This is a genomic window from Geobacillus sp. Y412MC52 (assembly GCF_000174795.2).
Classification (GTDB): Bacteria; Bacillota; Bacilli; order Bacillales; family Anoxybacillaceae; genus Geobacillus; species Geobacillus thermoleovorans.
On sequence record NC_014915.1, the window covers coordinates 3,255,409 to 3,281,933 of the forward strand.

Annotated in this window: 30 protein-coding genes; 2 read left to right on the forward strand and 28 right to left on the reverse strand. The window is 47.1% G+C overall.

Annotated elements, in window-relative coordinates:
* The first annotated feature begins 1 nt into the window (after window position 1).
* On the forward strand, window positions 2-1,081 hold the full coding sequence (locus GYMC52_RS16160; protein WP_013524623.1) for an HD-GYP domain-containing protein: 1,080 nt from the start codon (window positions 2-4) through the stop codon (window positions 1,079-1,081).
* 32 nt (window positions 1,082-1,113) lie between these two features.
* Here GYMC52_RS16160 and GYMC52_RS16165 read toward each other — a convergent pair whose 3' ends face one another.
* From GYMC52_RS16165 to flaG, 4 genes are all read right to left on the reverse strand, one after another.
* Window positions 1,114-1,467, reverse strand: a complete 354-nt coding sequence (locus tag GYMC52_RS16165; protein WP_013524624.1) for a flagellar protein FliT — start codon at window positions 1,465-1,467, stop codon at window positions 1,114-1,116.
* Entirely contained in the window at window positions 1,467-1,868 is a 402-nt protein-coding gene (fliS, locus tag GYMC52_RS16170; RefSeq protein WP_013524625.1) for a flagellar export chaperone FliS, read from the reverse strand. The genes GYMC52_RS16165 and fliS overlap by 1 nt, the downstream gene beginning before the upstream one ends.
* Window positions 1,869-2,069: 201 nt before the next feature.
* Complete coding sequence (locus tag GYMC52_RS16175; RefSeq protein WP_013524626.1) at window positions 2,070-3,572, reverse strand: flagellar hook-associated protein 2; 1,503 nt, start codon at window positions 3,570-3,572, stop codon at window positions 2,070-2,072.
* A gap of 15 nt (window positions 3,573-3,587) precedes the next feature.
* Window positions 3,588-3,947 (reverse strand): flagellar protein FlaG, encoded by a 360-nt coding sequence (gene flaG / locus GYMC52_RS16180; RefSeq protein WP_013524627.1) that lies wholly within the window; start codon window positions 3,945-3,947, stop codon window positions 3,588-3,590.
* Window positions 3,948-4,061: 114 nt separating this feature from the next.
* Between flaG and GYMC52_RS20235 the strand changes: the two genes are divergently transcribed.
* A complete protein-coding gene (locus GYMC52_RS20235) occupies window positions 4,062-4,187 on the forward strand; it encodes a hypothetical protein (RefSeq protein WP_255347943.1) in 126 nt (41 codons plus the stop codon).
* Between the two features lie 199 nt (window positions 4,188-4,386).
* Here GYMC52_RS20235 and GYMC52_RS19485 read toward each other — a convergent pair whose 3' ends face one another.
* The 24 genes from GYMC52_RS19485 to GYMC52_RS16300 form a co-directional block, all read right to left on the reverse strand.
* A complete protein-coding gene (locus GYMC52_RS19485; RefSeq protein WP_144319748.1) occupies window positions 4,387-4,761 on the reverse strand; it encodes a hypothetical protein in 375 nt (124 codons plus the stop codon).
* Complete coding sequence (locus GYMC52_RS16190; RefSeq protein WP_013524629.1) at window positions 4,724-5,320, reverse strand: hypothetical protein; 597 nt, start codon at window positions 5,318-5,320, stop codon at window positions 4,724-4,726. Before GYMC52_RS16190 ends, GYMC52_RS19485 begins: the two co-directional genes overlap by 38 nt.
* A complete protein-coding gene (locus tag GYMC52_RS16195) occupies window positions 5,317-5,664 on the reverse strand; it encodes a hypothetical protein (protein ID WP_013524630.1) in 348 nt (115 codons plus the stop codon). Before GYMC52_RS16195 ends, GYMC52_RS16190 begins: the two co-directional genes overlap by 4 nt.
* 360 nt (window positions 5,665-6,024) lie before the next feature.
* Complete coding sequence (gene pseC / locus GYMC52_RS16200) at window positions 6,025-7,200, reverse strand: UDP-4-amino-4,6-dideoxy-N-acetyl-beta-L-altrosamine transaminase (RefSeq protein ID WP_013524631.1); 1,176 nt, start codon at window positions 7,198-7,200, stop codon at window positions 6,025-6,027.
* Window positions 7,201-7,243: 43 nt separating this feature from the next.
* On the reverse strand, window positions 7,244-8,191 hold the full coding sequence (locus GYMC52_RS16205; RefSeq protein ID WP_013524632.1) for a dTDP-glucose 4,6-dehydratase: 948 nt from the start codon (window positions 8,189-8,191) through the stop codon (window positions 7,244-7,246).
* 12 nt (window positions 8,192-8,203) lie between these two features.
* Window positions 8,204-9,259 carry a pseudaminic acid synthase gene (gene pseI / locus GYMC52_RS16210; protein ID WP_013524633.1) on the reverse strand — a complete coding sequence of 352 codons (1,056 nt, stop codon included), beginning with the start codon at window positions 9,257-9,259 and terminating at the stop codon, window positions 8,204-8,206.
* Between the two features lie 4 nt (window positions 9,260-9,263).
* Window positions 9,264-10,313: a UDP-2,4-diacetamido-2,4,6-trideoxy-beta-L-altropyranose hydrolase gene (gene pseG, locus GYMC52_RS16215; RefSeq protein ID WP_013524634.1), complete on the reverse strand. Its 1,050-nt coding sequence runs from the start codon at window positions 10,311-10,313 to the stop codon at window positions 9,264-9,266.
* A gap of 22 nt (window positions 10,314-10,335) precedes the next feature.
* Window positions 10,336-10,611, reverse strand: coding sequence for a glycosyltransferase (locus tag GYMC52_RS16220; RefSeq protein WP_230982718.1), 276 nt, complete (start codon window positions 10,609-10,611; stop codon window positions 10,336-10,338).
* 57 nt (window positions 10,612-10,668) lie between these two features.
* On the reverse strand, window positions 10,669-11,394 hold the full coding sequence (locus tag GYMC52_RS16225; RefSeq protein WP_013524635.1) for a cytidylyltransferase domain-containing protein: 726 nt from the start codon (window positions 11,392-11,394) through the stop codon (window positions 10,669-10,671).
* Between the two features lie 12 nt (window positions 11,395-11,406).
* Window positions 11,407-12,372: an ATP-grasp domain-containing protein gene (locus GYMC52_RS16230; protein ID WP_230982775.1), complete on the reverse strand. Its 966-nt coding sequence runs from the start codon at window positions 12,370-12,372 to the stop codon at window positions 11,407-11,409.
* 25 nt (window positions 12,373-12,397) lie between these two features.
* On the reverse strand, window positions 12,398-13,075 hold the full coding sequence (locus tag GYMC52_RS16235; RefSeq protein WP_013524637.1) for an HAD family hydrolase: 678 nt from the start codon (window positions 13,073-13,075) through the stop codon (window positions 12,398-12,400).
* 9 nt (window positions 13,076-13,084) lie between these two features.
* Window positions 13,085-14,245 carry a UDP-galactopyranose mutase gene (gene glf / locus GYMC52_RS16240; RefSeq protein WP_013524638.1) on the reverse strand — a complete coding sequence of 387 codons (1,161 nt, stop codon included), beginning with the start codon at window positions 14,243-14,245 and terminating at the stop codon, window positions 13,085-13,087.
* A gap of 4 nt (window positions 14,246-14,249) precedes the next feature.
* On the reverse strand, window positions 14,250-14,741 hold the full coding sequence (locus GYMC52_RS16245; protein ID WP_013524639.1) for a hypothetical protein: 492 nt from the start codon (window positions 14,739-14,741) through the stop codon (window positions 14,250-14,252).
* 192 nt (window positions 14,742-14,933) lie between these two features.
* On the reverse strand, window positions 14,934-15,842 hold the full coding sequence (locus GYMC52_RS16250; RefSeq protein ID WP_013524640.1) for a glycosyltransferase family 2 protein: 909 nt from the start codon (window positions 15,840-15,842) through the stop codon (window positions 14,934-14,936).
* The gene (locus tag GYMC52_RS16255; RefSeq protein WP_013524641.1) at window positions 15,817-17,184 is read right to left on the reverse strand and encodes a glycosyltransferase family 2 protein; all 1,368 of its coding nucleotides are present in this window, start codon (window positions 17,182-17,184) and stop codon (window positions 15,817-15,819) included. The genes GYMC52_RS16250 and GYMC52_RS16255 overlap by 26 nt, the downstream gene beginning before the upstream one ends.
* A 49-nt stretch (window positions 17,185-17,233) precedes the next feature.
* On the reverse strand, window positions 17,234-18,502 hold the full coding sequence (locus tag GYMC52_RS16260) for a hypothetical protein (RefSeq protein ID WP_013524642.1): 1,269 nt from the start codon (window positions 18,500-18,502) through the stop codon (window positions 17,234-17,236).
* 125 nt (window positions 18,503-18,627) lie between these two features.
* Window positions 18,628-19,596 carry a class I SAM-dependent methyltransferase gene (locus tag GYMC52_RS16265; protein ID WP_013524643.1) on the reverse strand — a complete coding sequence of 323 codons (969 nt, stop codon included), beginning with the start codon at window positions 19,594-19,596 and terminating at the stop codon, window positions 18,628-18,630.
* Between the two features lie 245 nt (window positions 19,597-19,841).
* A complete protein-coding gene (locus GYMC52_RS16270) occupies window positions 19,842-22,118 on the reverse strand; it encodes a 6-hydroxymethylpterin diphosphokinase MptE-like protein (protein ID WP_013524644.1) in 2,277 nt (758 codons plus the stop codon).
* 33 nt (window positions 22,119-22,151) lie between these two features.
* Complete coding sequence (locus GYMC52_RS16275) at window positions 22,152-23,159, reverse strand: UDP-N-acetylglucosamine 4,6-dehydratase family protein (RefSeq protein ID WP_013524645.1); 1,008 nt, start codon at window positions 23,157-23,159, stop codon at window positions 22,152-22,154.
* Window positions 23,160-23,187: 28 nt separating this feature from the next.
* The gene (locus tag GYMC52_RS16280; RefSeq protein WP_013524646.1) at window positions 23,188-23,772 is read right to left on the reverse strand and encodes a hypothetical protein; all 585 of its coding nucleotides are present in this window, start codon (window positions 23,770-23,772) and stop codon (window positions 23,188-23,190) included.
* A 297-nt stretch (window positions 23,773-24,069) separates the two neighbouring features.
* Window positions 24,070-25,053: a flagellin gene (locus GYMC52_RS16285; protein WP_013524648.1), complete on the reverse strand. Its 984-nt coding sequence runs from the start codon at window positions 25,051-25,053 to the stop codon at window positions 24,070-24,072.
* 187 nt (window positions 25,054-25,240) lie between these two features.
* Window positions 25,241-25,480 (reverse strand): carbon storage regulator CsrA, encoded by a 240-nt coding sequence (csrA, locus tag GYMC52_RS16290; protein ID WP_013524649.1) that lies wholly within the window; start codon window positions 25,478-25,480, stop codon window positions 25,241-25,243.
* A gap of 13 nt (window positions 25,481-25,493) precedes the next feature.
* Complete coding sequence (gene fliW / locus GYMC52_RS16295; protein WP_013524650.1) at window positions 25,494-25,928, reverse strand: flagellar assembly protein FliW; 435 nt, start codon at window positions 25,926-25,928, stop codon at window positions 25,494-25,496.
* 20 nt (window positions 25,929-25,948) lie between these two features.
* Entirely contained in the window at window positions 25,949-26,503 is a 555-nt protein-coding gene (locus GYMC52_RS16300; RefSeq protein WP_013524651.1) for a DUF6470 family protein, read from the reverse strand.
* Between the last annotated feature and the right edge of the window lie 22 nt (window positions 26,504-26,525).

Sequence of the window (26,525 nt, forward strand, 5' to 3'; positions counted from 1 at the left end):
GATGCGAAAGGTCCATATTTCCCATGCGAAAAGCGGTGACGTGCTCGCTGTCGACTTGTTCGCCGCCAACGGCAGCGTCCTTTTGTCGCGCGGCGTGCGGCTGACAAGCGGCTACATCCGTTCTTTAGCACAAAAAGGGGTTCAATACATTTATATTGACGACAAACAAACATATGACATCCGCCCGCGCCCGCTCATCAGCCCGACCGTGCGCCAGCAGGCGGTGAAAAAAGTGTACGAGACGATGACGGCCTTGATTGAGCAAAAAAAGCTGCTCAGCCGTGTGTCCTCCCTCGATTTAGGAAAAGAGTACGAAAAAGTGTTCAAAGACATTTTGGATTATTTGCTCAAACAAGAAGATTTGCTCATCAACTTGTCGGATTTGGTCATTTCCAATGGATACTTTTTCCATCATTCAGTCAACGTCGCCACCATTGCGGGTGTCATCGGCATCGCCAAAGGCTACCGCCCCCAGCAGCTGCTTGACCTTGGCATCGGCGCTCTGTTGTTTGACATCGGCATGACGCAGCTTCCTGATGGGCTCTGGCGGAAAAAAGGAGTCTTGACGGAAGAGGAAAAGGAAATCGTCCGCCGCCATACGTATCTCGGCTTCGAGCTGTTGCGGCGCCAGCGCAACATTTCTCTCTTTTCCGCCCACTGCGCCTTGCAGCACCATGAGCGGTGCGACGGCAGCGGCTACCCGCGCGCCTTATCGGGCGATGAAATTCACGAATACGCCCGCATCGTCGCCATCGCCGACGTTTTTGACGCCTTGACATCGGCGCGCTACCACCGAAGACAATACTCGCCGCACGAGGCAGCCGAATACCTATCCGCCGCCGGCGGCATTTTAGACTATGATCTGATCAAGCTGTTTCTCTCTCACATCGCCATCTACCCGGTCGCCACGACCGTCTTGCTCAACACCGGGCACGTCGGCGTCGTCTCGCAAGTGTTTCCGGGCTTCCCGCTCCGCCCCATCGTCCGCGTCATCAAAAACCCAGCAGGCGAGGAGCTGAAAAGCCCGTATGAGATTGACTTGCGGAAAGAGATGAACATCACGATCGTGAAAGCCGTCTGAAGCGAAAAGGACAGCGCGCGCTGTCCTTTTCTTTATCGCCGTTTGTCGCAAAACATCCCGTCAAACGAAAGCGGCTGCTCGTACGGGTGAACGTAGCGGGCGTTCGCCTGCCGCTTCGCCCCTGTCATCCGCAAGTCGCGGCGAATTTCTTTGCACACCCGAAACAGCCGTGCCTCAATCTCTTGATTCCAAACGATGATCTCACGGCCAAGCTCTTGTTCTTCCTCGCTGTATGGCGGCCGCAGCTTCCGAAGCAGCTCCTCACGCTCCCGAAGCAGCCGATCGACCGCCGCAAGCCGCTCTTCGCGCTCCTCGGACGGCCACGGCAGCGCCGTCGCCTCAAGCAACTCCTTCGTTGCGCGCCAAACATCGTGTACAACGCCCATTACGCCTGCCCGCCTTCCGCGTATTGGCGCTGCCGGTTCAGCTGAATCACTTGCTTCCACGTATCGCGAAACTCGACGACATACCCTTCCACCTCGTCCAAAATCGCCGCATCGTTTTTCACATTCGCCTCGACCAGGCGGCGGTAGATGTAGTCATACATGGTCATCATCGATTTCGCGACGTCATATTCCATTTTCAGCGTCGCCATCAATTCCAACATGATCTTTTGCGCCTTCAACAAGTTTTCATTACGCGCCGCGATATCGCCCGTCTCGATCGCCTGCCGTGCGAGCTTGATAAACTTCAAGCAGCCGTTATACAGCATCAATGTCAACTCCCCAGGCGACGCCGTCTGCACGGCGTTCGCTTGGTAGTGTTGATACGGATTGTTCGTTGCCATCCCGATCACTCCTCTTCCACGTCAAGTGCTGCACACGTTTCAAGACTGAGGCAAAAACGTTTTTTCAGCCAAACCGCCCCCTTCAAGAGGCGTCGCGCCTTTTCAGTTGTCTCAGCCCAAAACCTCCATCATCAGGAAGCGGATCGCTTTCCGATGATGGCCAAGCGCCAACGGACGCCTGCATGCCACAGCCGCTGATCGTTATCTTTGCATGCCGCCAAAGGCATTCATCAAATACATGCTTTGTTGGTTGGCGCGCTGAATCGCCTCTTCCATCGCTGTGAATTGGCGATAGTAGCGGTCTTCAATCTGTTTCAGCCGATCTTGAAACCGGTCAATTTGGTCATTGATCTGGATTAAATCGCGCCCGATCGCAAACTGCTGGTTCGTCCAAACGGTTTTCCCCGCCTTTTGCTCAATCTTCCCGATCGTTTCCTTGATCGTATCGCGCAGGCGGCGGGCGATGCCTTTTTCCGCATCGGTCGCGCCGTCTTGGTTAAACAGCTGATACACCGCCTGGGGGTTTTCCTTGATTTTCTCCCGCAGCTTCGTTTCGTCAATGATCAACTTCCCGCCGTCTAGATAATTCGACGACGTCGTAATCCCGATTTGCGCGAGCTGCGAGAACCCGCTTGGGATGTTCGCCCCTTCGACTTTCGTGTACACATTCATCCGCATTTTGCTGAGGGCGCTGGACAAAATCGAATCGCCGCGAAGCATCCCGCTCCGCGCCTTTTCTTCCCACAGCTCAATTTGCTTTTCCGTCATCGCTTCCTTTTGCTCGTCGGTAAGCGGCGGGTAGTCGCGATAGCGCTCTTCTTTCAGCTCGGCGTTGATTTTGGCGATTGTGTCGTTGTATTTGTCGACAAACCCTTTAATGGCGTTAAACATCGCGTCCGCGTCCGTCGCCACCGACACCGTCGCCGTGCCCGTCCCTTTGACCGTATACGTCACACCGTTGATCGTAAATGTGTTCGACGAGCGGGTCGTTCGCAAGCCGTTGATGGTGATGTCGGCGTCTTTCCCTGCCGTTTTCCCCGTGAGCTCTTGCCCCGCTACGGTATTCGTAAACCCTAGCTTTTGCGCAAAAAAGTCAGCCGTCGCCTGATCGGCGAGCACCAGACTCGCTTGAGCCCCCGTGTCTTTTTTCATGATCGAAACCCGCCTAGTTTGCTCGTCGTAAAACGCGCTGACACCAAGATCTAGGTTGCTGTTGAGTTGGGCGATCACCCCGTCGAGCGTCGTTCCTTGTTTCACCGTCATCGTCGCCTGCTTCGTCGTCCCATCCCCGTTTGTCACGTTGATCGTCAGCGTCACATCAGCGGCAACGGAAAAACTCGCCTTGTCCACTCTCACCGTAGCATCAGACAGCCAGACGGCCGATGTGGCCACTTGGTTTACTTGCATCGTCGTCGCCACGTTCGCCGCACTCGAGCCCGCCGTCGCCGTCACGACCGATTCATTCGAGCTCGAAACCGTTTTTTTGAGCATGCTGCTTTGGAGCGTGATGTTGCTGAACAAATAGTCGTCAAGCCCCTGAAGCAACGTGTTCATCGCTCGGTAATCATCGCGCTGCCACTCGAGCAGCTGCTTTTTCTGCTTCAATTTATCAAGCGGCGCCCGCTCCGCTTTCATCAAATCGCTGACGATTTTGTCAATATCCATCCCGCTCGCGAGGCCGCTGATGCGCAACGTATTCGCCATTTCGACTCACCACCGTTAAATTTTTTTATCCACCAAAAGCCCGACAAACTCCATCATCGCCGCGTACATATCCAACAGCTTTTTCGGCGGAATTTCGCGGATCACCTCATGCGTCTTTTCATCGATTACTTGCACGTAATACTCGTTCAACTCTTTGTGCAGCTCAAACCGAACCGACGTATGGCTCGGCTGCACGAGCTCATTCAAGCCGTTGACCACTTTCTCAAGCGTTTCCTCTGATGGCAGCCTCTCAAGAGGAGACGACGCCTCTGCCTCCTGCGGCCGCGCCGCTGAAAGCTCGACGTCCCCCTTCGCCTGTTCACTTCGCATCGGCTCATATGAAAGGAAAGAAGAAGACACCCGTTCAATCGTCATCCGAATCCGCTCCTTTGGTTTGGACGCTTTCTATTGTTTATATCGGATGAAACATGGGAAGTGTGAAGGGGGGAAAGGAGAGAAATGCGGTGGGCAACGGAGAAAGAGTCCTTCTTGGAAAAATTGATGTATAATACAAGGTATCGAAAAGCAAAGGAGATGAGTACGTTGGGGTTGGAACATTTAGAGCAGTTTTTGAAACAGAAGAAAGAAGAGAGGGAGCGAAAGCAAATCAGCTGAGGCATTCAAGAAGACCAATTCCCTCGAAGACAAAGACGACATCGAATACGCATGGAAAATCGTCACTCCCCCGCCAAACATCCGGTTTATTGATCTAAATGAAGATTCTTTTTCCGACGCTTTATTAGAGGTTCTTGCGCGTCGAGACGGACGGTTTTGTCGGGGGAAGGAAAATTTTGTTTTCACCAGTCTTGTAGATCTATGCGCGATAAACAACTGCACAATGCAATGCCAGCTTTCTCGCTTTAGCGGTTGATAACATCGTTTTACTAGGGGAATCATGAATTTCGGCATGATATGGATTTCGTCGCGACGGACAATAAACAAGATGAGCGCCGATATCCATACAAAAACCGGCTTCAACATAGACGACAGCCTTTATTTTTTCCACACCAAAACGGTCTTGAAACCTAGAAACGACCTCTTCCTCCGTGCGTCCACCGTCTCGGTCAACAGAAACCCCTCTCTTATCTTTGAACAAAGCAGATGATGGACGATTGTGCTCCTCATCCCATACAATGCTCGGAAAAACAGCCCTAAACAGCCTTTCTTCCCGTTCGATCTCTTGTTTCATAAAAGTCAACAATGGTTCGATTGATCTCCCGCACATCGTATGGGATCGATGTTTCCATTTCACGTCCATCTGCATATGACACAAAAACATCAATTTTGTTTTCAAAAAGTTCAAACTCCAAGTAATCTCCATTTTCTTTTTCAAACTCAAGCTGAATGCTATCTCGTGCTGTGGGGAACAGCTTCGGCTGCTTAATGATCGTGTGAATCACACTGAAGACCTTCTCAATCAATTTATCGGAAAATGAATCCGCGCCATTTCCATTCCAATCGTTCCCCAGTTCTCTGATGGCTTGCAGTTTGGCTATGTTTTCTGCCTTTCGCACTTGGTCATAAATAAAGGGAGTCACCCGTCCAAAAGAATGCTCATTTCGCCATATCACCGTTTTCATCGGTGTTGCTGTTTCCTCAACAAGGGGCAACCAAACATGTTCCTCTCCCACTGTTTCCCGAATCAATGGTTCCGAAACGGGGAAACGGGCACGGACAGCTTGGGTTTTCGGCAAACGAAAATACTCGTCGATTCCAGTAGATGAAGACTTCTCTGCGCGTAAAATCATCGCTGTGTCCCCTCGTTCCGAATTTGTTCCAACATCATAATATGCTCACCCAGCCACTCGTGAAAAAGTTTCGCGGTCTCCAAATTCATCACAACCCCAGTTGACACATAGCGGATAATATTTTCTTCATGGTCAGGGGGCCGTACATCCGTCTTTCTTGCTGGCTGTCCTGTTCCTTCAAACACGTATGTTTCCTCGTGAGGCAAGGGACGGCGTTCAAAATAAAAGTTCACAACAATCTCCCCCTGCGGAGAAATTCCGCCATGCGCCCCATTGACGTAGACAGGATTATAGTCATCAGCAAACAAGTATTTAAAATGAACGACCTTTTCTTTGCCAGACATGATACAACCTCCATGCCACAGTCTTTATTTTCATTATGAACATACGTTTTGAAATAAACAAGATGTAACCTTGCCCTTAATACCTAAGGCCCGAATTGCTAACGATATCTAAGAGGCTGGTGAAAAACAACGGATTCGCTCAGTTTGTGAGAAATCGCAAGAAATGACGCTATGGTATTGCAAGGTTTTGCAATTTGAGAAACACAGTTGGAGAACAGCATTTCCCCTTACATCACCAGCCTTCTAAATCATAAAACCGTATTTTTCCTTTCTCCATTCCCATCGCCATTTCCTGCCGCGGTCACCAATAAAAACTCAGAAAGCTGCTTCCATCAAATAAAAACCAAGCAGCAAACCTCGTTATTTTCGATAAAAGGAGAGCACTTTGTTTACCCCTTCTATAACCGTTCGAATATCATATTCGCTCATTTTCGGAAAAATGGGGATCGTTAACGCTCCTTCATACCACTTTTCCGCCACCGGGCAAATTCCTTTCTTGTATCCTAATCGTTGATAATAAGGGTGAAAATAAACTGGAATGTAATGAACGTGCACTCCGATATTTTCTGCCCGCAGCGCTTCAAATATCTCTTTGCGCCCCACCCGGAAATGCTCTACTTGCAGTTGAAGCACGTATAAATGCCAGCCGGAGTCCACATACGGGAGCTGATAAGGAATGCGCACTCCTGGAATGCGAGAAAACACCTCATGATAGATTGCGGCAATTTCCCGCCGTTTCTGCACAAACGCATCGAGCTTTGCCAATTGGCTGAGCCCGAGCGCTGCCTGCAAATCCGTCATTCGGTAATTATAGCCAAGATCCACCATCTCATAATACCAAGGCCCTTCATTCTTGCCTACCGTTGTAATCCCATGTGTACGAAAGAGTTTTAATTTATGATAATACTCCTCATCATCCGTGACAATCATCCCCCCCTCGCCTGTCGTGATCGTTTTGACAGGATGAAAGCTGAACATCGTCATATCTGCTAACGAGCCTACTTTTTTCCCTTTATAACAAGCTCCTAAAGAATGGGCGGCATCTTCGATGAAGACAAGACCATATTTTTTAGCGATTTCCCGAATCGGATCTAAATCGGCAGGCTGACCTGCAAAATCAACGGCAATAATGGCTTTCGTGCGCGGAGTGATGGCCTTCTCAATGAGGCTGGGGTCGATATTGTACGTGTTTTCATCAATATCCACAAACACAGGCTTGCCCCCTACATACCGCACACAGTTGGCGCTGGCTGCGAAGGTAATCGGGGTCGTAATCACCTCGTCCCCTTGTGAAATACCGGCCGCATGACAAGCTGCATGAAGAGCCGCTGTTCCATTGGCAAACGCCACCGCATATTTCGCCCCGACATAGCGGGCCACCGCTTCTTCAAACTGCTGAATTTTCGGCCCTTGTGTAATCAACGGGCTTCGCAATGTTTCGACCACCGCTTGAATATCCTCTTGATCAATCCATTGCTGTCCGTAAGACAAAAAGGATTCACGCACAGGGGTTCCACCATGGATCGCTAGCTTCACGCTTCATTCCCTCCTTGGATATACTGAAGAAAAGCCGCCCCGACTACATCAGGCGGCTCGTTTTGATCCATTCTTCCGTCTTTTGAATCCCTTCTTCAAGAGACACTTGCGGCTCCCAACCAAGCAATCGCTTGGCTTTCTCATAATTGCATAACAACTTCTGAATCTCGCTCTGTGGGTGAATATGGGGAACATGCTCAATCCGCTTTTCATCGCCCACAATGAGCTTGGCCAAATCATTGATCGAAATGTCCCGGCCTAATCCAGCGTTCACGATTTCCCCGTTCACCTTGTCTGAATAGCCTGCCTGAACAACAAATCGCGCACAATCGTCCACATACAATAAATCGCGTGTTTGCGTGCCATCGCCGTAAATTTGCAACGTCTCCCCCATCAATTTTTTCCGAATAAAGATGGCGACAACCCCGCCTTCGCCGCTCGTTTTTTGATAAGGACCATATGTATTAAACGGACGCACAACGACAACGGGCAGGTGATAGGCATAGAAATAAGACAACACCATATTTTCCGCCGCAATTTTCGCTCCAGCATACGGCGAAGCCGGCTTTGTCGGGTGAGTTTCGGCAATCCCTGTTTCATGATAGCAACGGTCATACACCATGCATGTGCTCATAAAAACCAATTTGGTTCGATGCTTCCGACATTGTTCAAGGAGATAAAACGTTCCAATCGTATCGTTGTAAAACGTTGTTCTTGGATCATCAATGGAATCCTGTACGTTAATCGATGCCGCTAAATGGTAGCAAAGATCATATTCATGTTCATGAAAAAGCTGTGCAAGCAAACGCTCGTCTTTGATATCTCCGACGATGAATTGCTTCAAATTCGGATGATGGCGAAACTCGGAAATATTTTCTTCCCGCCCATTCGAAAGGTCGTCAAGAATCCAGACATCATGCCCATCGTCAAGCAGCCGTTTCGCCACGGCGCGTCCAATAAACCCTGCACCGCCTGTCAACAATATTCTCATACGGATCACTCCTTACCATAATAAATCCCATGTCACCGGCGTTCCTTTTTTTACGTCACGTTTCACTGTTTTTCCAAGCAGCTGATCGAAATATTTCGGCGGCAATCCATTTCCAGGACGAATTGCGCGCACGTTTTCCTTCGTCAACGTTTCTCCCGCTCTCATATCGCGCACAATGTATAACGACCGCCGATGTTTCAATGATGCTTCCTCCGCTTTCGTAGGACCATATTGAATCCCGCCGATGCTTTGCCACGCCCGTTCCGTTTCCGTCACCAATGCAGCCATTTCATGCGGTTCCATGGAAAAGGCTGCATCCACCCCTCCTTCTGCGCGTGAAAGGGTAAAATGTTTTTCAATGACAGTAGCTCCGAGCGCAACAGCGGCGACGCTGACCCCAATGCCCATCGTATGGTCGGACAACCCTACTTGACATTGAAACAGCTCTCTCATATGCGGAATCGTCGCCAAATGTGAGTTCTCTGGCGTCGCGGGATATGTGCTTGTACATTTTAATAAAATGAGGTCGTGGCATCCCGATTCCCTCGCCGCTCTAACCGTTTCGTCCAACTCCGCCGCTGTCGCCATTCCTGTTGAAATCATTAATGGTTTCCCTGTTGCGGCAACCTTGCGTATTAAAGGCAAATCCGTATTTTCAAACGAGGCGATTTTATAGGCAGGCACATTCAATTCCTCTAAAAACTCAACGGCCGTTTCATCAAAAGGGGTGCTGAACGCAATAAGCCCTAATTCTTTACAGCGCTGAAAAATCGGCTCATGCCATTCCCAAGGCGTGTACGCTTCCTGATAGAGCTTATAAAGCGAATTCCCTTGCCAAAGGTTATCAGGGTCATCAATAAAAAAATCTCCTTCGTCTATATCGAGCGTCATGGTATCCGCCGTATACGTCTGCAATTTCACCGCATCGACACCCGCCCGCGCTGCTGCTTCCACGATGGCCAACGCTCTCTCCAACGATTGATTATGGTTACCGGACATTTCTGCAATAATAAATGGTTTATGATTTCGCCCGATTAGACGGTGGCCAATTTGAATGTCTTTGATCAATGAATCATCCCTCCAATAACGCCTTCACGACCGGATGTACGATATACGCTTTTGTACTCCCCACCAATTCGAGCGCTTTGCGGCTCATGTGCTTCAGCTCTTCCCGCGAAGCCACCGCTCTATCTATGATATCGGCATAATCAGCCGATTTTACATCTGCATGCCAACCGATATTCCAAACGGCTCCGTACGCGGCAGCGTCTTCCGTCGATCGCCTTTGGTTCTCCGCCACGATCGTCACCGCGGAGGGCAGGCCGAGAAAGCATCGTTCCCACATCGACACGCCGCCGGCCCCCAGCGAAAAATCCGCCTTTGCCATCAACTCAGCAAGGTAATCAATTTGGCAATGGTAATGAAAGCCCATTTCACGACAGAATTGTTCCACGCGAAAACGATTCGAATTGGCTTTACCTACCACAACGTCAACTTCCACATCAAGAACATCCAACTCCTTGAAAGCATGCAGCGCTTTCTCCGTTTCATTCGTCGGATCGCTGCCGCCGAAAAACAGAAGGATCCGCTTCACTTGACCGTTGCGAAGATTGGAGAATTTTTTCGCTTCATAAAATTCCGGCCGCAACAACATATATTGTGGACCTAACAATAGACGGCAGCCTGGCGGCACAAGACTATGATACCGCTGTTGCGCCTGACGGTAATAGTTTTGATCCAACAACAAATCACATTGATGAGGTCGGTTCGCTAAATCATCGATCACCATCACACGACCGACATAAGCTCTCACGTTTTCTTCCCAGCGATGGTCAAGTTCATAATGATCGACAATGCACCAATCTACTGACGGAAGGAATCGTCGAACCACATCAATCGTCCATTGTGCGTCCACTTCTTGTACCACAGGTCCGTTGTAAATAAGCCGGAACACAAGAAACCCATTTCTTTCCACCTCATCACACAAATCCCCTGGGCCCGCCCTCATGGCAAAATAAACGGCACAACCGGCGTCTTTCAACATCCTCGCCAATGTCAAACAGCGCATCACATGACCAGTGCCGATCGCAAACGATGAGTCGACACGGAATAAAATATTCATGATCCTATCCGCCTCTATCCATTCAAGCCATAAAATGTTTGTGATACATAACCGTTTCAACGATTTTTTCCGCTCTTGCCAGCCAAGTATGCTTTTCCATGACTTTCTTTCTTCCATTTTCAGCAATCTTCTGCAACGTTGCATTATCATCTAAAAATGACTGTATCCTAGCATGAGGATATGGAGCAAAAGAGTACAAAAGAAGATCTTCTCCGTCCTTAAATTCACGTTCCAAAAATAAAACTTGCAGCGAGATCTTGAATAAAATATCGAAGCACACCATACTGACTTTGCCCATTATAAAGGACAATCGTTTTATTTTGATGACTCATCGCTTTGCCTCCGCGTACACATTTTACACCACCGGTTTTTGCTGAACATGGGCGTTGAGCTTGGCCACATCCGGATGATCCAGTAAAAACTGAACGACCTCGCTCGAACGAACGAGCCGATTCCCTTTGAAATGGTTCGCAACGGCCGCGCACAATTGATAGTCTTCTTCGGTATCCAACGTGATGCGCAACTGCGGTTGGCAAATGGCTTTCGGCGCTTGAACATAGGTGCGTCGGAATTCACTTGAAAATTCATAGGCATAGTATGTCACATGCTCGCGATGACGCGGCTCTTTGCCATGATGGTATATGTATTCGAGCGCCGAAAACGACACCATTTCAACCACTAGGCCGCGCGGCAACTCTCCCTCCACGATGACAATATCCGATGGTTCTGCTTTCATAGCTCCCACAATTTGGTCTGCCAATTCATAATCAACAAACGGACAATCCGCCGTCACACGAATCACATAGTCAGGCTGATAAGGTTTTGCACATTCATAATAGCGCGCAAGCACATCATCCTCCGATCCGCGAAAGCACGGAACGTGATGCTGCTTGCACCACGACTCAATCGCATCATCCTGCGGCAGAGTAGACGTGGCAACAATCACATCATCCATTTCCTTTACTTGTTGGCATCGTGAAACAACATAGTCCAACACAACCGTATCCCCAAGCGGCATGAGCACTTTTCCCGGCAGCCGCGATGATCCCATGCGGGCTTGGATGATGATGAGTGTTTTCAACTGAATCCCCCTTTACAAATCGATTACGAAATCGGCGGGATACCGAATTTGTTTCTTTTCATTGGTTGAACGGATAAATGGATAATCGTTCAAGTTCACCCCTTGGGACTCAAGGAAAAACCAATAAAAACTGTCCAAACCGGCTTCGAGGCTTACCGTTGAGGCTCCACCGAAGCGGGGATTGCACTCGATGAGATGAAACTGCCCCTCATAGTCGATGATCACCTGCATCACGGCATGCCCGTATAATCTTAAATAGGAGGCGACAGCGATGCACATGTCCTCTAATTTCTCATTTCGGATCGTCGTTGTGATTTGTGACTCCCCATTGACAACGTACTCCCTCGTTCGAGCCACTGCTCCTTTCACACGCCCTGTCCTTGTCATATAGAGATCGATGCTGAACTCTGCCCCGGCGATAAAAGGTTGAAAAACAGGGGCCTCTAGCTTTTGGGCATGGCGATTTGCTTCTTCTTTCGTTAAACGAAGCCCGATGTTTGTCGCCCCCGCTCCGTAACGCTCCTTCACAACATAATCGCCATCATCCAGCTCTGCCAACGAAAGCGTCGTCGGAACGACCGGAAATCCATAAGCGGAGAGCACTTCATAAAACCGTAGCTTATCAAGACAAACGTCAACCGCTTGTTGTCCAGACACCATGACAAATATACCGTTTTCTTCGAATGCTTGGCGATAGAACGAAAAAAACGGAAGCTCGCCGTCTCTTGTCGGTATAATGAAGCGGATCTGCTTCTTGCGACAAATTGAAATGAATTCTTCAACGGTGAAATGCTCTAAAGAAGGCATTGGCCAGAATTCATCGACAAAATATTTCCCAATACAATTTCCATTCCGATCAGCGCCAATCACGGCCCCTGATATTCCCATTTTCTTCATCGCACGTCGAACCGCTTGAAGCAAAGGAACCTTTTTCGAAATGCTGGTCACCAAGACGTTGATACAAACCACCTCTTTCACCAAACCCGGAAAAAGTTCCCTCGACCTACCAACGCTTGTCAATCAATTCTGTCAACGAACGAATCGTCATGTCCGCCTCGTATTCCGTCCCCAACTTCGTTCGCATATGGTCGCCAACCTCCCGAACAATCCGCACGGTCCCCATCCCGAGACGTTTGGCGGCAATAAAATCCTTATTTGGGTTATCACCAATGTACACACAATCGCAAAAATTCAATCCCAAACACTCGACCATCTTTCGATACGGCGTCTCGCTCGGCTTCCAATGTTCCCTTCCCAAATCACCGGTCACGATGATTTTATCTACGGAATGCTCAAGTTCAAGAGCTTTGATTTTCGCCCATTGCATCGTCGAATCCCCATCCGTGATGATGCCGATCTTTTTTCCTGTCTGTCTCAAATGAGCCAGGACTTCCTTCGCATCATCATATAGCGAAATATCGGGCCGATGACTGCGATAAAGATGGACGAGGCGGGCAATATCGGCGTCAATACCCAGATGCTTGCATACGTCATCAAACACCCGTCCACGTCCATTTCGTTGCCATTCTTCGATAAGCATTCGATAAATGTTGTGTATCCCCATATCTGACCGCTGATTCGCCAGCTCATTGGCCACCATCCAAAATCCCGATCTGACGTAATCGTGTTCACAATACAGCGTGTCGTCGAGGTCGAAGATGTAGGCTTCGAAGTCCTTCATTTCATCAGTTCACCGTGAAATTTTATTGTTGAATACGGTAAGCGCCCTTGCGATAACCGCATCCATATCATAATAGCGATATTCAGCCAACCGTCCTACAAAGAAAACATGCGGGAACTGCCGCGCCCTCTCTTTATATTTGGCATACAACTCTAAGTTTTCTTTTTTCGGAATAGGATAATAAGGAATATCCTTCCCTTTTACATTTCGTTCGTAACCTTGAGGATATTCTTTGACAATTGTTGTTGATGAATGCTCTTGGCCAGTTAAATGTTTAAATTCCGTAATTCTCGTAAATTGATATTCATTCGGATAATTGATGGTACCAACAGGCTGCACAAACTCCTTTTGAATGTTTTCAAATTCAAAGCGAAGAGAACGATAAGGAAGCTCACCAAATTCGTAGTTAAAAAATTCGTCGATTTTCCCTGTATAAACGAGTATTCCTTTAAATTCCTGCCCAAACAAACTGATCTTTCCATTCTTAACGTCAATGTCTATTACTTCTTTATAATCCGTATTTAACATAAGCTTAATATTAGAATGGGATAATAACTTTTCGAAAATTTTCGTATAACCTTCTTTCGGCATTCCCTGATAAGCATCTTGAAAATAGCGGTTATCCCTAGAAATATATACCGGCACTCTTCCAGTAACCGTCGGGTCTAGCTCTTCCGGTTTCATTCCCCATTGTTTTGTCGTATAGTTCAGAAACACTTTTTCATAAACAAAATCCGCCAAAAACTTTAAGTCCTTATCATCCGTTTCACGCAACTTCAAAATGGGAACTTTTACGTTATAACCGAATTTGCTCACTAACTTCTCTTCCAAAAGTCTGGCAAGCGATTCAGGTAACAGCTCATGTAATGTATTTAAATTAAACGGAATCGGAACCTTTTTCCCATCAATGGAACCGAGAACATGATGATGATATAAATGCCAATCCGTAAATTGCGACAAATAGTCCCATACTTCTCTGGAACGAGTATGGAAAATGTGCGGCCCATACTTATGGACTAAAATTCCGTTTTCATCATAATAGTCATACGCGTTGCCACCAATATGATTTCTCTTCTCAATGACTAATACCTTTTCGTTTAATTGAGTAGCGATTCGTTCTGCTATGACTGCTCCAGCAAATCCTGCACCAACAACGACATAGTCAAACATGTTGCTATTCTCCTTTTTTTTCAAGCCTTTTTAACACGAATGGCAAGAACAGAACAACCAATAACCCAGCGATGATTGATCCAGTCATAGATACAATTGACATCATGATATGCTTCATTCTCATCCAGCGAATTTGTCCTGGAGTAATGTCCCATAAATCAGAAATCAGATTGCAAATTATTCGCCTTTTCGACTTTAATGACAATGAAAATTGAAAAACATTAAAAAAGCCAGCTCCGGTCAGATTGGAAACAGGGATGATCACAACATCATAAATTTCGTTTTTTAATTCAGGCACCGGTCTTTTGATCGAAAAGGATTGTTTATAAGGATATACAATGATTTTTTTGATGACATCATATTTTTCTACAAGTTTGACACTGTGCTCATGTGTCAACATATGATACTCGTAATCAGGAAATGTATTGATAATAGCCTTTAGGTTGTTATCTAACTGTTGCATACTTGCAGATCGAACGATTAATAGTTTCTTCATCCGACTATGTACTCCTTAACCATGCATACATACTTCATTCCCTTTTACGCCTAAAAGAGGCCAGTGCTGAAAGGAAGAAGCGGCTGATTCTCATTATGGCTCTACTGGAAAAACCTTGTCATGTTCGTATCCTTTTCCCAACCAAAGCCGCTGAGTTGGATGCAAAACTATTTTTCACCGACCTCCTAAGCGTTACCGATAGAATGTAAATGAAAGATTGAACGGGACACGCAGCTTCTGTGCGATAGCCCGATCCACTGCCTTTCGCTTTCCTTTTAATTTGTATGCTTCACGAAAAGCTGACCACATCGCCTTTAAGTAAACCGTCGTTTTCTGCTCTATAGAATAATAAAGACAATTATATATTAATCTAAGCGTTGTGTTTAACGCCATATCCATAGGATAATGCTTCCAAACGAGCCAAAACGCATTTCTGGTGTAGTAGAACGGCGCTCTCCAAGAAGCGCGGTTTTTAGGCGAATACTTGTGATAAGAAACAATGTTAGAATAAAATTCAATGCGATACCCTGCATCCCAAATTTTAAAGGCGCAATCCATTTCATTATGATAAAGAAAAAATTCTTCAGGATAATATCCAATTTTTTTGAATAAATCTTTCCGAATCCCTACGCCCGCACCATTAAAAGACATCAAGTAGTCGCTGGCTACGGCCTTCACTCCTACTGTCTCATCTGTATCCTCTAATTCGTTTTTAATCTCATCGTAATGATAATAATTGCGCACATCAAAGGCCACTGCACCAAGCTGTTCATCCTTTTCGAACACTTGAACCATTCGCCGGATCGCATGTCTGGCGGGGAAAGAATCATCGTCAATGGCCACAATATATTTTCCTTTCGCCTGTTCAAATCCAACATTATACGCAGCAATGCCAATATTTTTTCCTATTTTGATCAAACGTACATCAGCAAATTCTTCTTCTACCATTTCCGCTGTTCCGTCAGTGGAAGCATTGTCCACAACGATGATTTCCAACGGCTCATAGTCGATCTTCTGAATATGACACAAGCTCTCCCGCACGTCATCTTTGCGGTTCCAGGCCAGCATGACAATGCTAACTAATGGGAACGGTTGCCTCATTGTTGCTCCCTTCTTCTGACGCGTTCAATATATGATGCAATTGACAAAGTCGAGCGTAAATCAATGGGCTCATAACAGCAATGAATTGTTCATACAAGTCCCGCATCACCTCAATCGCATTGGCTTCCTCTCTCAAATCAACAACATTGAGAAACTCATCCACGACAATGACATGAGAAACTTTACTTGGTGTTTCTAAAATATGTTTAGAAAAATAGATAAGGAGTGTGTGTTCATCAACATTCTTTTTCCATTTTCTCAATGCCGATTCTATTTCATCTTCGTTTATACATAATACAAGGCATTCGATCCCCTTTCTCTCCATATAGCCATTCAAAATGTTAGAGTTTGTATTTTGTCCCGCTAGTGCCACAACCTTTGAATAATGTTTCAAATATGGCTCCAGAAGATCAGCTCTTGCAACTTCCTTCTCAAAAATTCGATTTTGTTTCGCTCTTCCTGTTATATTATTCAATGCATCTTCATAGGCCATATAAATCGTTTGAGCGACGTTATGCACCCCTTTAGCTCCTCCAAAATATAGCGCTTTAAACCATTCATCAATGATCATCTTGGCAAGGTCCATCAAGGTTTCTTGTTTCGCATACTTGGCAAAAAAGCGGATTTTATTTCTCGTTAGATAATAATGCGGAAATGTGCTTGTGTGCAAAGCTACTCCCGTTTTATGCCAAACTTTTGCCCGCGAACACGCGACAACACGATATCCGCTCTTCTTAAATCGATAACACCATTCTATGTCGTCCCAATGAATAAACCATTTTTCATCCATCAATCCGATTTGGTGAATCGCATCTGCGCGAATTAAAGCGCAACATACTGGAACGTAGTCACATTCCACTATGTATGGCAAATGCTTTGGTTGCAAGACATTTTGATAGAAAGGAGCCACTTTGAACCCATCCCAATCAATAGCTGCTCCTATTTCCTGCAATTGATCAGGAACATCCATTTTATAAATCGCCGAACCAACAATACCGATAGAAGGATCGCCTTCCAAGACATCCACTAAGTGTTTTATAGCCTCTTTGTCAATGACCACATCATTGTCAAGCAATAAAATATATCGATGCCCAGCTCGAAGCGCCTCCCTCATTCCCTGATTAAATCCGCCCGCTCCTCCTTTATTTTCATCGTTAATAATAAGCGTGAGTTTTCCACCAAATAATTCCCGTACAAGTTCAGCTGATCCATCTGTTGAGGCATTATCCACTACATATAACGAAAAATTTTGATACGACGAAGCTAAAACCGACTCTATACAACGGATCAAATATTCTTTCTTGTTAAAATTGCAAATCACAATTCCCACCAGTGTTACCATGTTTTTAACTCCTTTCATTTCTTTCCATCACACTGGTCCACTCTCTTATCTATCCCATTATAAAAAGCTCCTTATGTTTTTCTAAAAATTCTTTCATACCTTCCTCCTGTAAGAAAAAGGAAAAATGTCCACAAAACACATTATGCACTACACACATGACACGTGAAAGCTCTACACATTTTTGGCATAAATCCTCTTCATCTACCCCTAGCATGCCCTCCTTCGCTCCAATCTTGAACCCCCCGATTTGCTCCCAATATTCCCTTTTGAATAGGATCGCTCCTATACTGAAACGATGGGGCACAGTAGAATAGTCAAAAGGCTTGTCGGAAATTTTTTGAGCCACTTCGTCTAACGGAAGGCTATGCCGCCAAATCCAGCGAGCAGCCTCTGGGTCGGAGTGACACTTAATTCCATTGGCTGCATATTTCAACTCCCTAAACACCCGTTTATATTCCTGGTCTAACCCTAACGCTTTAAGGAATTCCACGTAAGTGTATCCATTTAGATTGATAATCGGCGCAACAAAGCCAGGATGGAACAGCCCTTCTTCCAAAATACGTTCATAACCTAAACGCAAATGTTGAAAATATCGATCAGTCACAAAAATATCTTCATCCAGCTTAAAAATCCATTCTGCTTCTTTATGTTCTGCAATCGCCAAGTTTTGCGCCAGCGAGACGTCATTTATCTTCGTAAATAAATATGACCATTGATGACGTTCAGCCCAGCGTGCCAACTCTTCAGAGTAGAGACCGGAAGATACAAGACACATATCAACATTTGAAGGAGCATACCTGGCCAACCTTTCAAGAGTAAATGGCCAAAGATATGGTTTATACCCCGCTAGTATGATGGCAAGTTGCGCCTGACCTTTCCGTCTATCAACAAAGGTATAGTATTGGGAATCACGAGCTACCATTTGCATTCGTTTGATAACGCTTTTCTTCCCATTGCTGATTGCCTTTTGAGAATATAGTCGGATGATTTCCACTCCCTGTTGTCTAACAGACTGAAGCCGTTCATAAATAGCCTGTTCAAAGGTAGAAGAAATTACAATCGCTTTGATCCCAGACGCCATGGCCTCTTCTACCTTACAAACAGGCAACCCGAATTTCCTTTCTCCTTCCACGTTTTCATCGCGATCAAGCAAGCAGGCAACTTTATTCACAAGCTGGCCAATTTGGTCCAATAACCACTCTGTATGTTTTCCAGTACCGTAGATCGCCACTTCCTGCTCATTGTATTGTTCCAATGTTTCCATAAGGATCTGAACACGCCAATCTCTTTGTTGAAGATCATGAAACAGCTTGAGCATTTCTCTACTTTGTCTCCTTACTACTTATATTTTGAATTGGTTTCCGTGACGCTTTCTCTTCACAACGTCCACGTCACCTTAACTTTTTCTCTCTCCTTCGTTATGAGGAGAAAAGACGAACAATTTCATGATGGTTGACCTCTCCCCTTGATCTTTACCGCTACTTGTTCATGATAGCGACAATATGCGATATACTCAAATGCAATCCGTTTACTCTCAACAAATTCTTGGAACGCTTTAAATTCTCCGTTTTTCCAACCTGGGTAGTTAAAAAATTCGTCAAATACAATAATGGTTCCCTCTCCAATCCTCTCATCCAATGCATCAAAAATGTCTCGGGCAGAGGAATATAAATCGCAATCAATATGAATAAATGAACAATCACCATGGTTTGTTTTCAAAAACTCAGGTAAACTTTCATGAAACAAACCTTGAATCAATTGGACATTATCGTTTACAATCGGTAATTGATCGATTCGAAAGGTTCCTCTGGGAAATCCATCTCTCCAATCCTCAGGCAATCCTGCAAACGAGTCAAATCCATAAACAGTATGTGGCACTCTGGCTGAAATAAAATTGATGCTATCTCCTTGAAAAACGCCGAATTCCAAGAAAAGCCCCTCTTTTTTTGCTAAACCTAATGCATACTCCAACAATGAGTAACGATCGGGAAAAGAAGGAACACCTATGAGATGCTGTTCAACAAAATCAGCGGTTTCGTGCAGTGCTCTCCTTTGCAATTCTTGTTCAATATTCTTAGCTTGCATTTCTACATATTGTTCAAACATTGTCATATAATTACGAAAACGTGTCCTTTCCTCTACAATTTGGAGGCCATTATAAAAATGGATTCCTTCAATTAATTGAAATGACTCCAACTGTTTTTTAATGGACTCATAAAAAGAAGAGGCTACAAAAACTTTCAACCCCTTCAATGGTTGCTCAACAATCACTGTCGGAGGATGTACAGGATAGCCGAAAAACAAAGTGCCCCATTTTTCCGGATCGTTGTCAACGAAGAAATCGATTTGGAGATCAATTAATTCCCTCAGTACTTTTTCTCCCCCACTGCTTGCTCCAAAAACAATCACCATTTCTCTTTTGCCCCCCCAACTCCTCACATCGCAATGATCCTTATAAATTAACGTTATATACACAAAATTTCCACAATAAGTTTACAACCAAAAAAGAAACACGAACCGGACTCTGTGGGATAGATGGACTCCTGACGCCCACAAGACAGCTCAAATAATGCAATCAAAAACAGCTCCGCATTGCGTAAGGAGGTATCGGCTGTTGATTGCTCTAACTATGTCATCAAAATGCTCGTTTACTATTTTCAGCATCTACAATCCTTACATTCGATTCCTTGAAAGAAAAACACCCCATCTCCTTGCAACACAATTTCCACCAAATGTTCTCCAACATTCAAATCGTATTTTTCAAATAACATTTGATGGAATTTTTGGAGGAACGGAGGAGGTAGGTCTTTTTCTCTAACTGAAAACTTGTCAATATGACCATCAATCGTAATCCGAATCTCGTCTGAGCCATCCGCATGCCTCGCCCCAATCACCCGAAGCGCCGTCCCTTTAAACGTAAACTTAATCGTGGCATTCGGTTCGTTCGTTTCGTAATATGCGCTGATCACATCCGCTTCTCCGGACGATTGTTTTTCAATTTTAATCTCCTTTTTCCGCCATTGGCCGATGTATTGAAATTCACTAGATGTGCATTCGCGTCTCTTCCAGCCATCGTCCTTCTGTTTCAGGGCGGGATGCAGATAGGTTTGCACCAACGGCGCCATTTCGTTATAGACTTGCTGGCATAGATGCAAATAACTGCGGAACGCCCGAACCACCTTGCCCGCTTTCACAACGGGATCTTGCTCTTTGCGGATGTTGTGCGCTTCTTTTTGCAGCATTTCCGTATAGACACGAACGACAGGCCGGACGTATACGTCAAAAAAGTCGTTTTGGGTGAAGCGGCGGAACTGCTCATCGAAGCGGGCGAATAATTTGAGCAATTTGTCTTCTTTTTTTCGAATAGCGGCTCGCTCCAACTCATGAAACATGGCTTCAAGCTCATGATATCTCTTGATGAAATCGGTCATCGCACGCTTCATGTTCCCGATTTTGTCTTCCATCCCTTGCGTCGGGTTGCGTTCTTGGCCGGCATGCCAGTTTTCATTCACGACTTTCTTCGTCAACCGGGTTTGGATGACGGCCTCCAGCGGAAGAAATGGGGCACCAGCAATATCCGCACCGCCTTTTGTTGTGTTGATGACTTCGATCTGAGCATACTTCTGGATATAGTGCTCCATCAACAGCCGCATTTGGTTGAGCGATTCATTCGTCGTGACAAGGCGGCCGTATACGTCCTTCACTTGCATGAGGCCGCGCCGCTCATGTTCGAGCACTTCAGCGGTCTGCTTTTCTCCCCGTTTGATTTCTTTCGCATAATAGTAATTGTCGCGAAAGGCGAAATTTTGCCCGACAAGAATGACCGGATTCGCCTCCAGCTTCGCCAAGATTTGCAATGTAATGATGGCGATGGAGAACGCATCGTCGATCACTTCGCTGTGGTCAAGGCTGTCCAAATAGTATGGCGTTACCGTGTCTTGGGAGGTGACGGCGTAAAACTTTGGCCCCTTGTATTTTTGAATCGTTTCGTATCCGACGCTCGTCCCGTAAATCATCGGCACGTGGACGTCAATTCCTTTATCAATCATGTCCCAAAACACAGCGAAATTATGAGCTTGTGGATCATATGTGCAAACAGCGTCGGGAAGGATGCCGTTCGCCACTAACGCTCGATTCGCTGATCCGACGGCAAATATATAGGCCAGCCCTTTTTCCTTTATATAGCGAAGATTGTCATATTCCTCTTGCAGCGACGGCCCAGCGGCCACAAGCAAAACCGGTTTGGAACGAAAATGTTCTTTTCGGCTGAAAATGCTTGGCGACCTCCACGTTGTCGGCAAGTTCATCAAGCTGTTCAATGTCCAGCGCTTGCCAAAGGCAAATTCGGTCGCCAAGTTGATGCGCTTCGACTGGAGAATATCTCGAAACTGTCGGACAAATTGTCGATATTGATCCACGAAAATGCGCTCATAACTCGGCAGCGCCACAAGCCCCACATTCGTCTCAAGCGCGTTGGCAAACTCGGCAAAAAACTGCCTGCGCGAAGCCTCGTCCGTTTCCACATAAAGATAGCGAAGCCGCTGAAGCGGCCATTCGGTCACCCGTTTGCACGACAGAAAGCGGAAAAAGACCCACGGATTCGGTTCATAAATGGTGAACGACTTATCAGGAAACATGGATAACAGTTTTTCGACATGATAGCCGAGCCCGATGCCGTAAAAGAACAAATGGTCGCATTGCTCCACTTGGTCCTTGAGCTGTTGGGCGAGGCGCTCGGCTTCTTGCTCGGGATTGTATTTGCTGTGCAAATACAGAGGGCGTCCATCCACATGAACTTGAATCGTCGGCAGACCAGCATGGGACGGGATGATTTCATATTGTTTCCAAATCGATTCATGCTCAATTTGCTTCCATAGCTGCCAAATGGATGGGTAGCGGTTTTGCAAAAATTGTTCATTCTCTGTCAACAACATGATGCTCATCTCCTAATCACTCACGGGTTTCCCCTATATTAAGCCTTCTGCCAAAATCCAACGGCGCAATGTTTCTTTATCAATCATCTCGCCTTGAAACGGATTTTGACACGGACGGATGTTCCATTCTTTCGGATAGGCATGCGGCTTCCAGCCAAAGGGAGGCCCGATCACATACATGTCTTCCGTCTCCCATGCCGCATGCGCTTCGTCTTCTGTCATCAGCTCTTCGTACATTTTTTCCCCTGGACGCAAGCCAATTTCTTTGATTTTAATCGTTTGGGTAATGTGGTATTTTTTTGAGACTTCCTCAATCATCACCTCAACTAAATCTTTCAGCGCCACCACCGGCATTTTCAGCACGAACACTTCTCCGCCCACGGCCAGTTCGTTGGCTTTTAAGATGAGAGAAATGGCTTGCGACGGCGTCATCATGTAACGAAGCATGTCCATATGGGTGACGGTCACTTCCCGATCCTCTAAAATTTGTTTTTTAAACAACGGAATGACCGAACCGCGCGAACCCATGACATTGCCGAACCGCACCGCGGAGAAAATCGTTTGCTTCGGCCCTTTTTGATATTCGGTCGCCGCGATCAACCGTTCCGCCGCCAGCTTTGTGGCGCCGTACGTGTTCGTGGGCGAAATGGCCTTGTCCGTGCTGGTGAATAACACCTTTTTCACTCCGGCGCTCAAAGCGGCTTGAATGACATTTTGCGTGCCGATAATGTTCGTTTTCACCGCTTCAAACGGATTGTATTCACAAGCGGGCACATGCTTCATGGCAGCGAGATGAAAGACGTAGTCAATATCCTCCATCGCCCGCAGCACCCGCGCTTCGTCGCGGACATCTCCGATTAAGAAGCGAAGCACTTGGGAATGTTGTTTGAATTGTTGCGCCAGTTCAAACTGTTTATGCTCATCGCGGCTAAAAATGCGAATGACGCTCGGGTCATGCTGCAAGAGCGCTTTGGTGAGATGTTGCCCGATCGTTCCCGTGCCGCCAATAATTAAGATTTTTTTCCCTTTGTAGATGCTCAACTCGGTTCACTGCCTTTGCTGTCTGCGTTTAGTTCACGACATGGACTTTTACGTGCTCCATAATGCCCTTCCATAACGGCTTGACTTCATATTGGATCAAGTCGGCGATCAAAATTGCATCCCCTGCTTCTACAGCCTCAAGCAATTGCCGCAATTGTTCCGCCAGCGTCTCCCGGATGTGGGCGAACGCTTGACGATCAAACGGATGTTTCGGATGTTCGGCGAGCCAATAAAGAGCTTGGTCGATCCATTGGATTCCTTCAAGCATTTGCTCAAATCGAATCCATGTATGTTCGGAAGGGGTTTGATAAAATTCATCGATGATACGCTCAATCTCTGGCAAGGCACGTGTCAAATACGAATGCATCGTCTGGAACACATCGCGTATGTATTCTTGCATCGTCACCGCCACGACATCAATCGTGCGGATGGAATCGATTCGCTCTTCGATATAAGCCTCCATCTCATCGTAAACTTCGACGCCATCGACGACGAGATGGCTCAATTGCCGATCCTCCTCGGCAAGCATGGAGAAGATGTTTTGCCACATCTCTTCAAGCTCCGATCGATCATTGCGATATTCAAATGTTTGTCCGAAAATGTTGAGCTGCATATCTTGCACTCTCCTACACGAAATTTGTCAGCCATGATTCGACACCTTCTACCATTATTATCGGATGATCTTTGTCAATGTGAAGCGAATCATAAAAGAAAATGATTCCAATTGGTTCCCTAAAAGGACAGTCATGTAAAGGAACATGTCGCTTTACCAACCTGTTTTTCAAATGGAGAAACCTTATGTATTCACTCTCCTATTCACACCATCTCATGTCAATGAAGGAAGAGCTTCCAAACATGAAGCAAGGCCTCCTCTCGATCGACCGAGAAGAGGCCTTGTTGGATGTTTCGATTAGCGCAGAAGCTGAAGCACGCTTTGCGGCTGTTGGTTCGCTTGCGCCAACATCGATTGGGCCGCTTGGGTGAGAATGTTTTGTTTCGTAAATTCCATCATTTCCTTCGCCATATCGACGTCGCGGATGCGCGATTCCGCCGCCGTCAAGTTTTCCGCCGACGTATCCAAGTTGTTGATCGTATGCTCTAAGCGATTTTGGTAAGATCCAAGGCGGGCGCGCTCCGTCGAAACGGTGTTGATCGCGATGTCGATTTTCGAAATCGCTGCCGTTGCGCCGCTGAAAGACATGATATTTAAAGCATATTCAGGCGTGCTGGCGTTGCTAACGTCTGTCAATTGGTTCGTTGTACCACTTGTAAATGTAGCGTTAGAAATACCTACCTTAAGCTCATTCGATACGCTCGTACCGTTTGAAGTAGTAGCAGCACCTAAGCCACTAGCTTTGCTACCGGCCGTTGTCCCCGCCAACCCAAGCGCTTGGGCGCGCATATCGAAAATTTTAATTTCAAACGACTGATTGGTGTTCGCCCCAATTTGCAGTTTAATCGGGCTCGCGCCGCTGACATTGCCGTTCAGCAATTTTTGCGTGTTGAATTCCGTCGTATTGCCGATCCGGTTGATTTCGGACGTCAGTTGGTTGAACTCTTTTTGCAGCTGCTCGCGGTCTGCTTGCGTATTCGTGCTGTTGGCCGCCTGCGTCGCCAGCTCGCGCATCCGTTGAAGGATGGAGTGCACTTCATTCAACGCACCTTCCGCCGTTTGAATGAGCGAGATGCCGTCTTGGGCGTTGCGGCTCGCTTGCTCCAACCCGCGAATTTGGCCGCGCATTTTTTCCGAGATCGCAAGACCTGCTGCATCGTCGCCTGCACGGTTGATGCGGAGGCCAGACGAAAGTTTTTCAATGGATTTCGAGGCGTTGGTCGTATTGGTCGTCAACTGCCGATACGTATTCAACGCCGCGATGTTGTGGTTGATTCTCATGTTCTCTTCCTCCTTGAAATGATGTTTTCCACGTCCTTGTGGAATGACGGGGCTGGGGCGAAAGTCGGCCGCCTTTCGCCGCAAGCCGCGCTCACTTTTTATATCGGCGCGTTTTTTGGAAGTTTAATAGGGAAATGAAAATTTTTTGTCGACGGGGCGAAAAAAGCGCCGCGTGGGCGCTTCGATGTTATGGTTGTTTCCATTGTTTCAGCTTGGCGGTCAGTGCGGCGAGCGAGGCTTCGGACGCTTGGGAGGCGGCGTTGTTTTCCGCTTGGATGGCAAGATACACTTCTTTGCGGTGGATGTCGATCTGTTTTGGCGCGTTGATGCCGAGTTTCACTTGGTCGCCTTGGATGGCGAGGACGGTGATTTCGATGTCATCGCCGATTTGGATGGCTTCTTTGATTTTGCGCGTTAGGACAAGCATCGGGCCGCCTCCTTTACGTCGCCACTTTTTCCGGGAAGAGGCGATGTTTCGTTTTGTACGGTGTATTCGTTAAGATCACTTGTTTGCCGAACCGCTTGCGGGCGTTGATGACAACGGGCGCCTGCAAGTTCGCCGTCGTCTCGTGAAACGGGTCGGCGACGGTGAGGATCACGTACACCGCGACGTCGCGTTCGCTTTTGATGTCAAGTTGTTCGACCGTCGCTTCATCCAGTTCAAATTCGTATGTTGGAAAGTACGAAAACGGTTCGATCAAGACAAACCCGAGCGCAGGGGTCTCGACCGACTGCAAGATGACAAACGGCGTGTCGGCGAGCGGAAGAAGGACGAACCGCTTCTCGTCCGCGAATCCGGGCAGGCCGTGGGGAAAGTGGACGATGTCTTCTTCCTTCACCGCCACTGTTCCGTGGTATTTCGTGTCGATGTTCATGCGTTGCTCCTCCTGTTTTCTCAAATGACGACGTCAATGTGAAGCGACGGGCGCTGGGCGAGGGCGATCTTGACCGCTCCTTGCTGGTATCGGATGATCGGCGCATGCGGTTTCACATCGATGCGCGGCGCGTGGGTGTTCCAGTCGATCGCCAGCCGTCCTGGTTCATAGTCGACCTTGACGCCAAACGGCGGCGGAACGAGGGCGATGTTGAACTCAAGCGGGGGGCCTTCACTGTTGGCCTCCGCCTGTTCAACGAGAGGATCCCCCCCATGTTCGATGCGCATCAGTTCATCGCCTTGGACCGCAGCGCGCTCGATGAAATCGAGCACCGCTTGCCGCCCGTCAGCGGCCTCGTCTTCGATCAATTGGAACACGTGCCTGTTGTTCACCGCCGCCCACGCCTCGGTCTGGTCGATCGTCAAGCGCGCGGGGATGGAAGCAACGCTCATTTCGGCAGGCGGCTGTTCGATCGTCATCTCGGCGGGCGGCTGGGTGATGTCAAGCCGCGCCCGTTCTCTTGAGATCGCCAGCTTGGCGTACGTCGCTTCCATCTTGAGCTGCGGAATGCGCATCTTCTTCCTCCTTTCGGCGAAA

What these genes read in the sequence shown, in the direction of transcription:
- GYMC52_RS16160 (WP_013524623.1), top strand. Translation starts at nt 2, where the DNA reads ATGCGAAAGGTCCATATTTCCCATGCGAAAAGCGGTGACGTGCTCGCT.
- GYMC52_RS16165 (WP_013524624.1), bottom strand. Translation starts at nt 1,467, where the DNA reads ATGGGCGTTGTACACGATGTTTGGCGCGCAACGAAGGAGTTGCTTGAG.
- fliS (WP_013524625.1), bottom strand. Translation starts at nt 1,868, where the DNA reads ATGGCAACGAACAATCCGTATCAACACTACCAAGCGAACGCCGTGCAG.
- GYMC52_RS16175 (WP_013524626.1), bottom strand. Translation starts at nt 3,572, where the DNA reads ATGGCGAATACGTTGCGCATCAGCGGCCTCGCGAGCGGGATGGATATT.
- flaG (WP_013524627.1), bottom strand. Translation starts at nt 3,947, where the DNA reads ATGACGATTGAACGGGTGTCTTCTTCTTTCCTTTCATATGAGCCGATG.
- GYMC52_RS19485 (WP_144319748.1), bottom strand. Translation starts at nt 4,761, where the DNA reads ATGAAACAAGAGATCGAACGGGAAGAAAGGCTGTTTAGGGCTGTTTTT.
- GYMC52_RS16190 (WP_013524629.1), bottom strand. Translation starts at nt 5,320, where the DNA reads ATGATTTTACGCGCAGAGAAGTCTTCATCTACTGGAATCGACGAGTAT.
- GYMC52_RS16195 (WP_013524630.1), bottom strand. Translation starts at nt 5,664, where the DNA reads ATGTCTGGCAAAGAAAAGGTCGTTCATTTTAAATACTTGTTTGCTGAT.
- GYMC52_RS16205 (WP_013524632.1), bottom strand. Translation starts at nt 8,191, where the DNA reads ATGAGAATATTGTTGACAGGCGGTGCAGGGTTTATTGGACGCGCCGTG.
- pseG (WP_013524634.1), bottom strand. Translation starts at nt 10,313, where the DNA reads ATGAATATTTTATTCCGTGTCGACTCATCGTTTGCGATCGGCACTGGT.
- GYMC52_RS16220 (WP_230982718.1), bottom strand. Translation starts at nt 10,611, where the DNA reads ATGGGCAAAGTCAGTATGGTGTGCTTCGATATTTTATTCAAGATCTCG.
- GYMC52_RS16235 (WP_013524637.1), bottom strand. Translation starts at nt 13,075, where the DNA reads ATGAAGGACTTCGAAGCCTACATCTTCGACCTCGACGACACGCTGTAT.
- glf (WP_013524638.1), bottom strand. Translation starts at nt 14,245, where the DNA reads ATGTTTGACTATGTCGTTGTTGGTGCAGGATTTGCTGGAGCAGTCATA.
- GYMC52_RS16245 (WP_013524639.1), bottom strand. Translation starts at nt 14,741, where the DNA reads ATGAAGAAACTATTAATCGTTCGATCTGCAAGTATGCAACAGTTAGAT.
- GYMC52_RS16250 (WP_013524640.1), bottom strand. Translation starts at nt 15,842, where the DNA reads ATGAGGCAACCGTTCCCATTAGTTAGCATTGTCATGCTGGCCTGGAAC.
- GYMC52_RS16255 (WP_013524641.1), bottom strand. Translation starts at nt 17,184, where the DNA reads ATGGTAACACTGGTGGGAATTGTGATTTGCAATTTTAACAAGAAAGAA.
- GYMC52_RS16260 (WP_013524642.1), bottom strand. Translation starts at nt 18,502, where the DNA reads ATGCTCAAGCTGTTTCATGATCTTCAACAAAGAGATTGGCGTGTTCAG.
- GYMC52_RS16265 (WP_013524643.1), bottom strand. Translation starts at nt 19,596, where the DNA reads ATGGTGATTGTTTTTGGAGCAAGCAGTGGGGGAGAAAAAGTACTGAGG.
- GYMC52_RS16270 (WP_013524644.1), bottom strand. Translation starts at nt 22,118, where the DNA reads ATGTTGTTGACAGAGAATGAACAATTTTTGCAAAACCGCTACCCATCC.
- GYMC52_RS16280 (WP_013524646.1), bottom strand. Translation starts at nt 23,772, where the DNA reads ATGCAGCTCAACATTTTCGGACAAACATTTGAATATCGCAATGATCGA.
- GYMC52_RS16285 (WP_013524648.1), bottom strand. Translation starts at nt 25,053, where the DNA reads ATGAGAATCAACCACAACATCGCGGCGTTGAATACGTATCGGCAGTTG.
- csrA (WP_013524649.1), bottom strand. Translation starts at nt 25,480, where the DNA reads ATGCTTGTCCTAACGCGCAAAATCAAAGAAGCCATCCAAATCGGCGAT.
- fliW (WP_013524650.1), bottom strand. Translation starts at nt 25,928, where the DNA reads ATGAACATCGACACGAAATACCACGGAACAGTGGCGGTGAAGGAAGAA.
- GYMC52_RS16300 (WP_013524651.1), bottom strand. Translation starts at nt 26,503, where the DNA reads ATGCGCATTCCGCAGCTCAAGATGGAAGCGACGTACGCCAAGCTGGCG.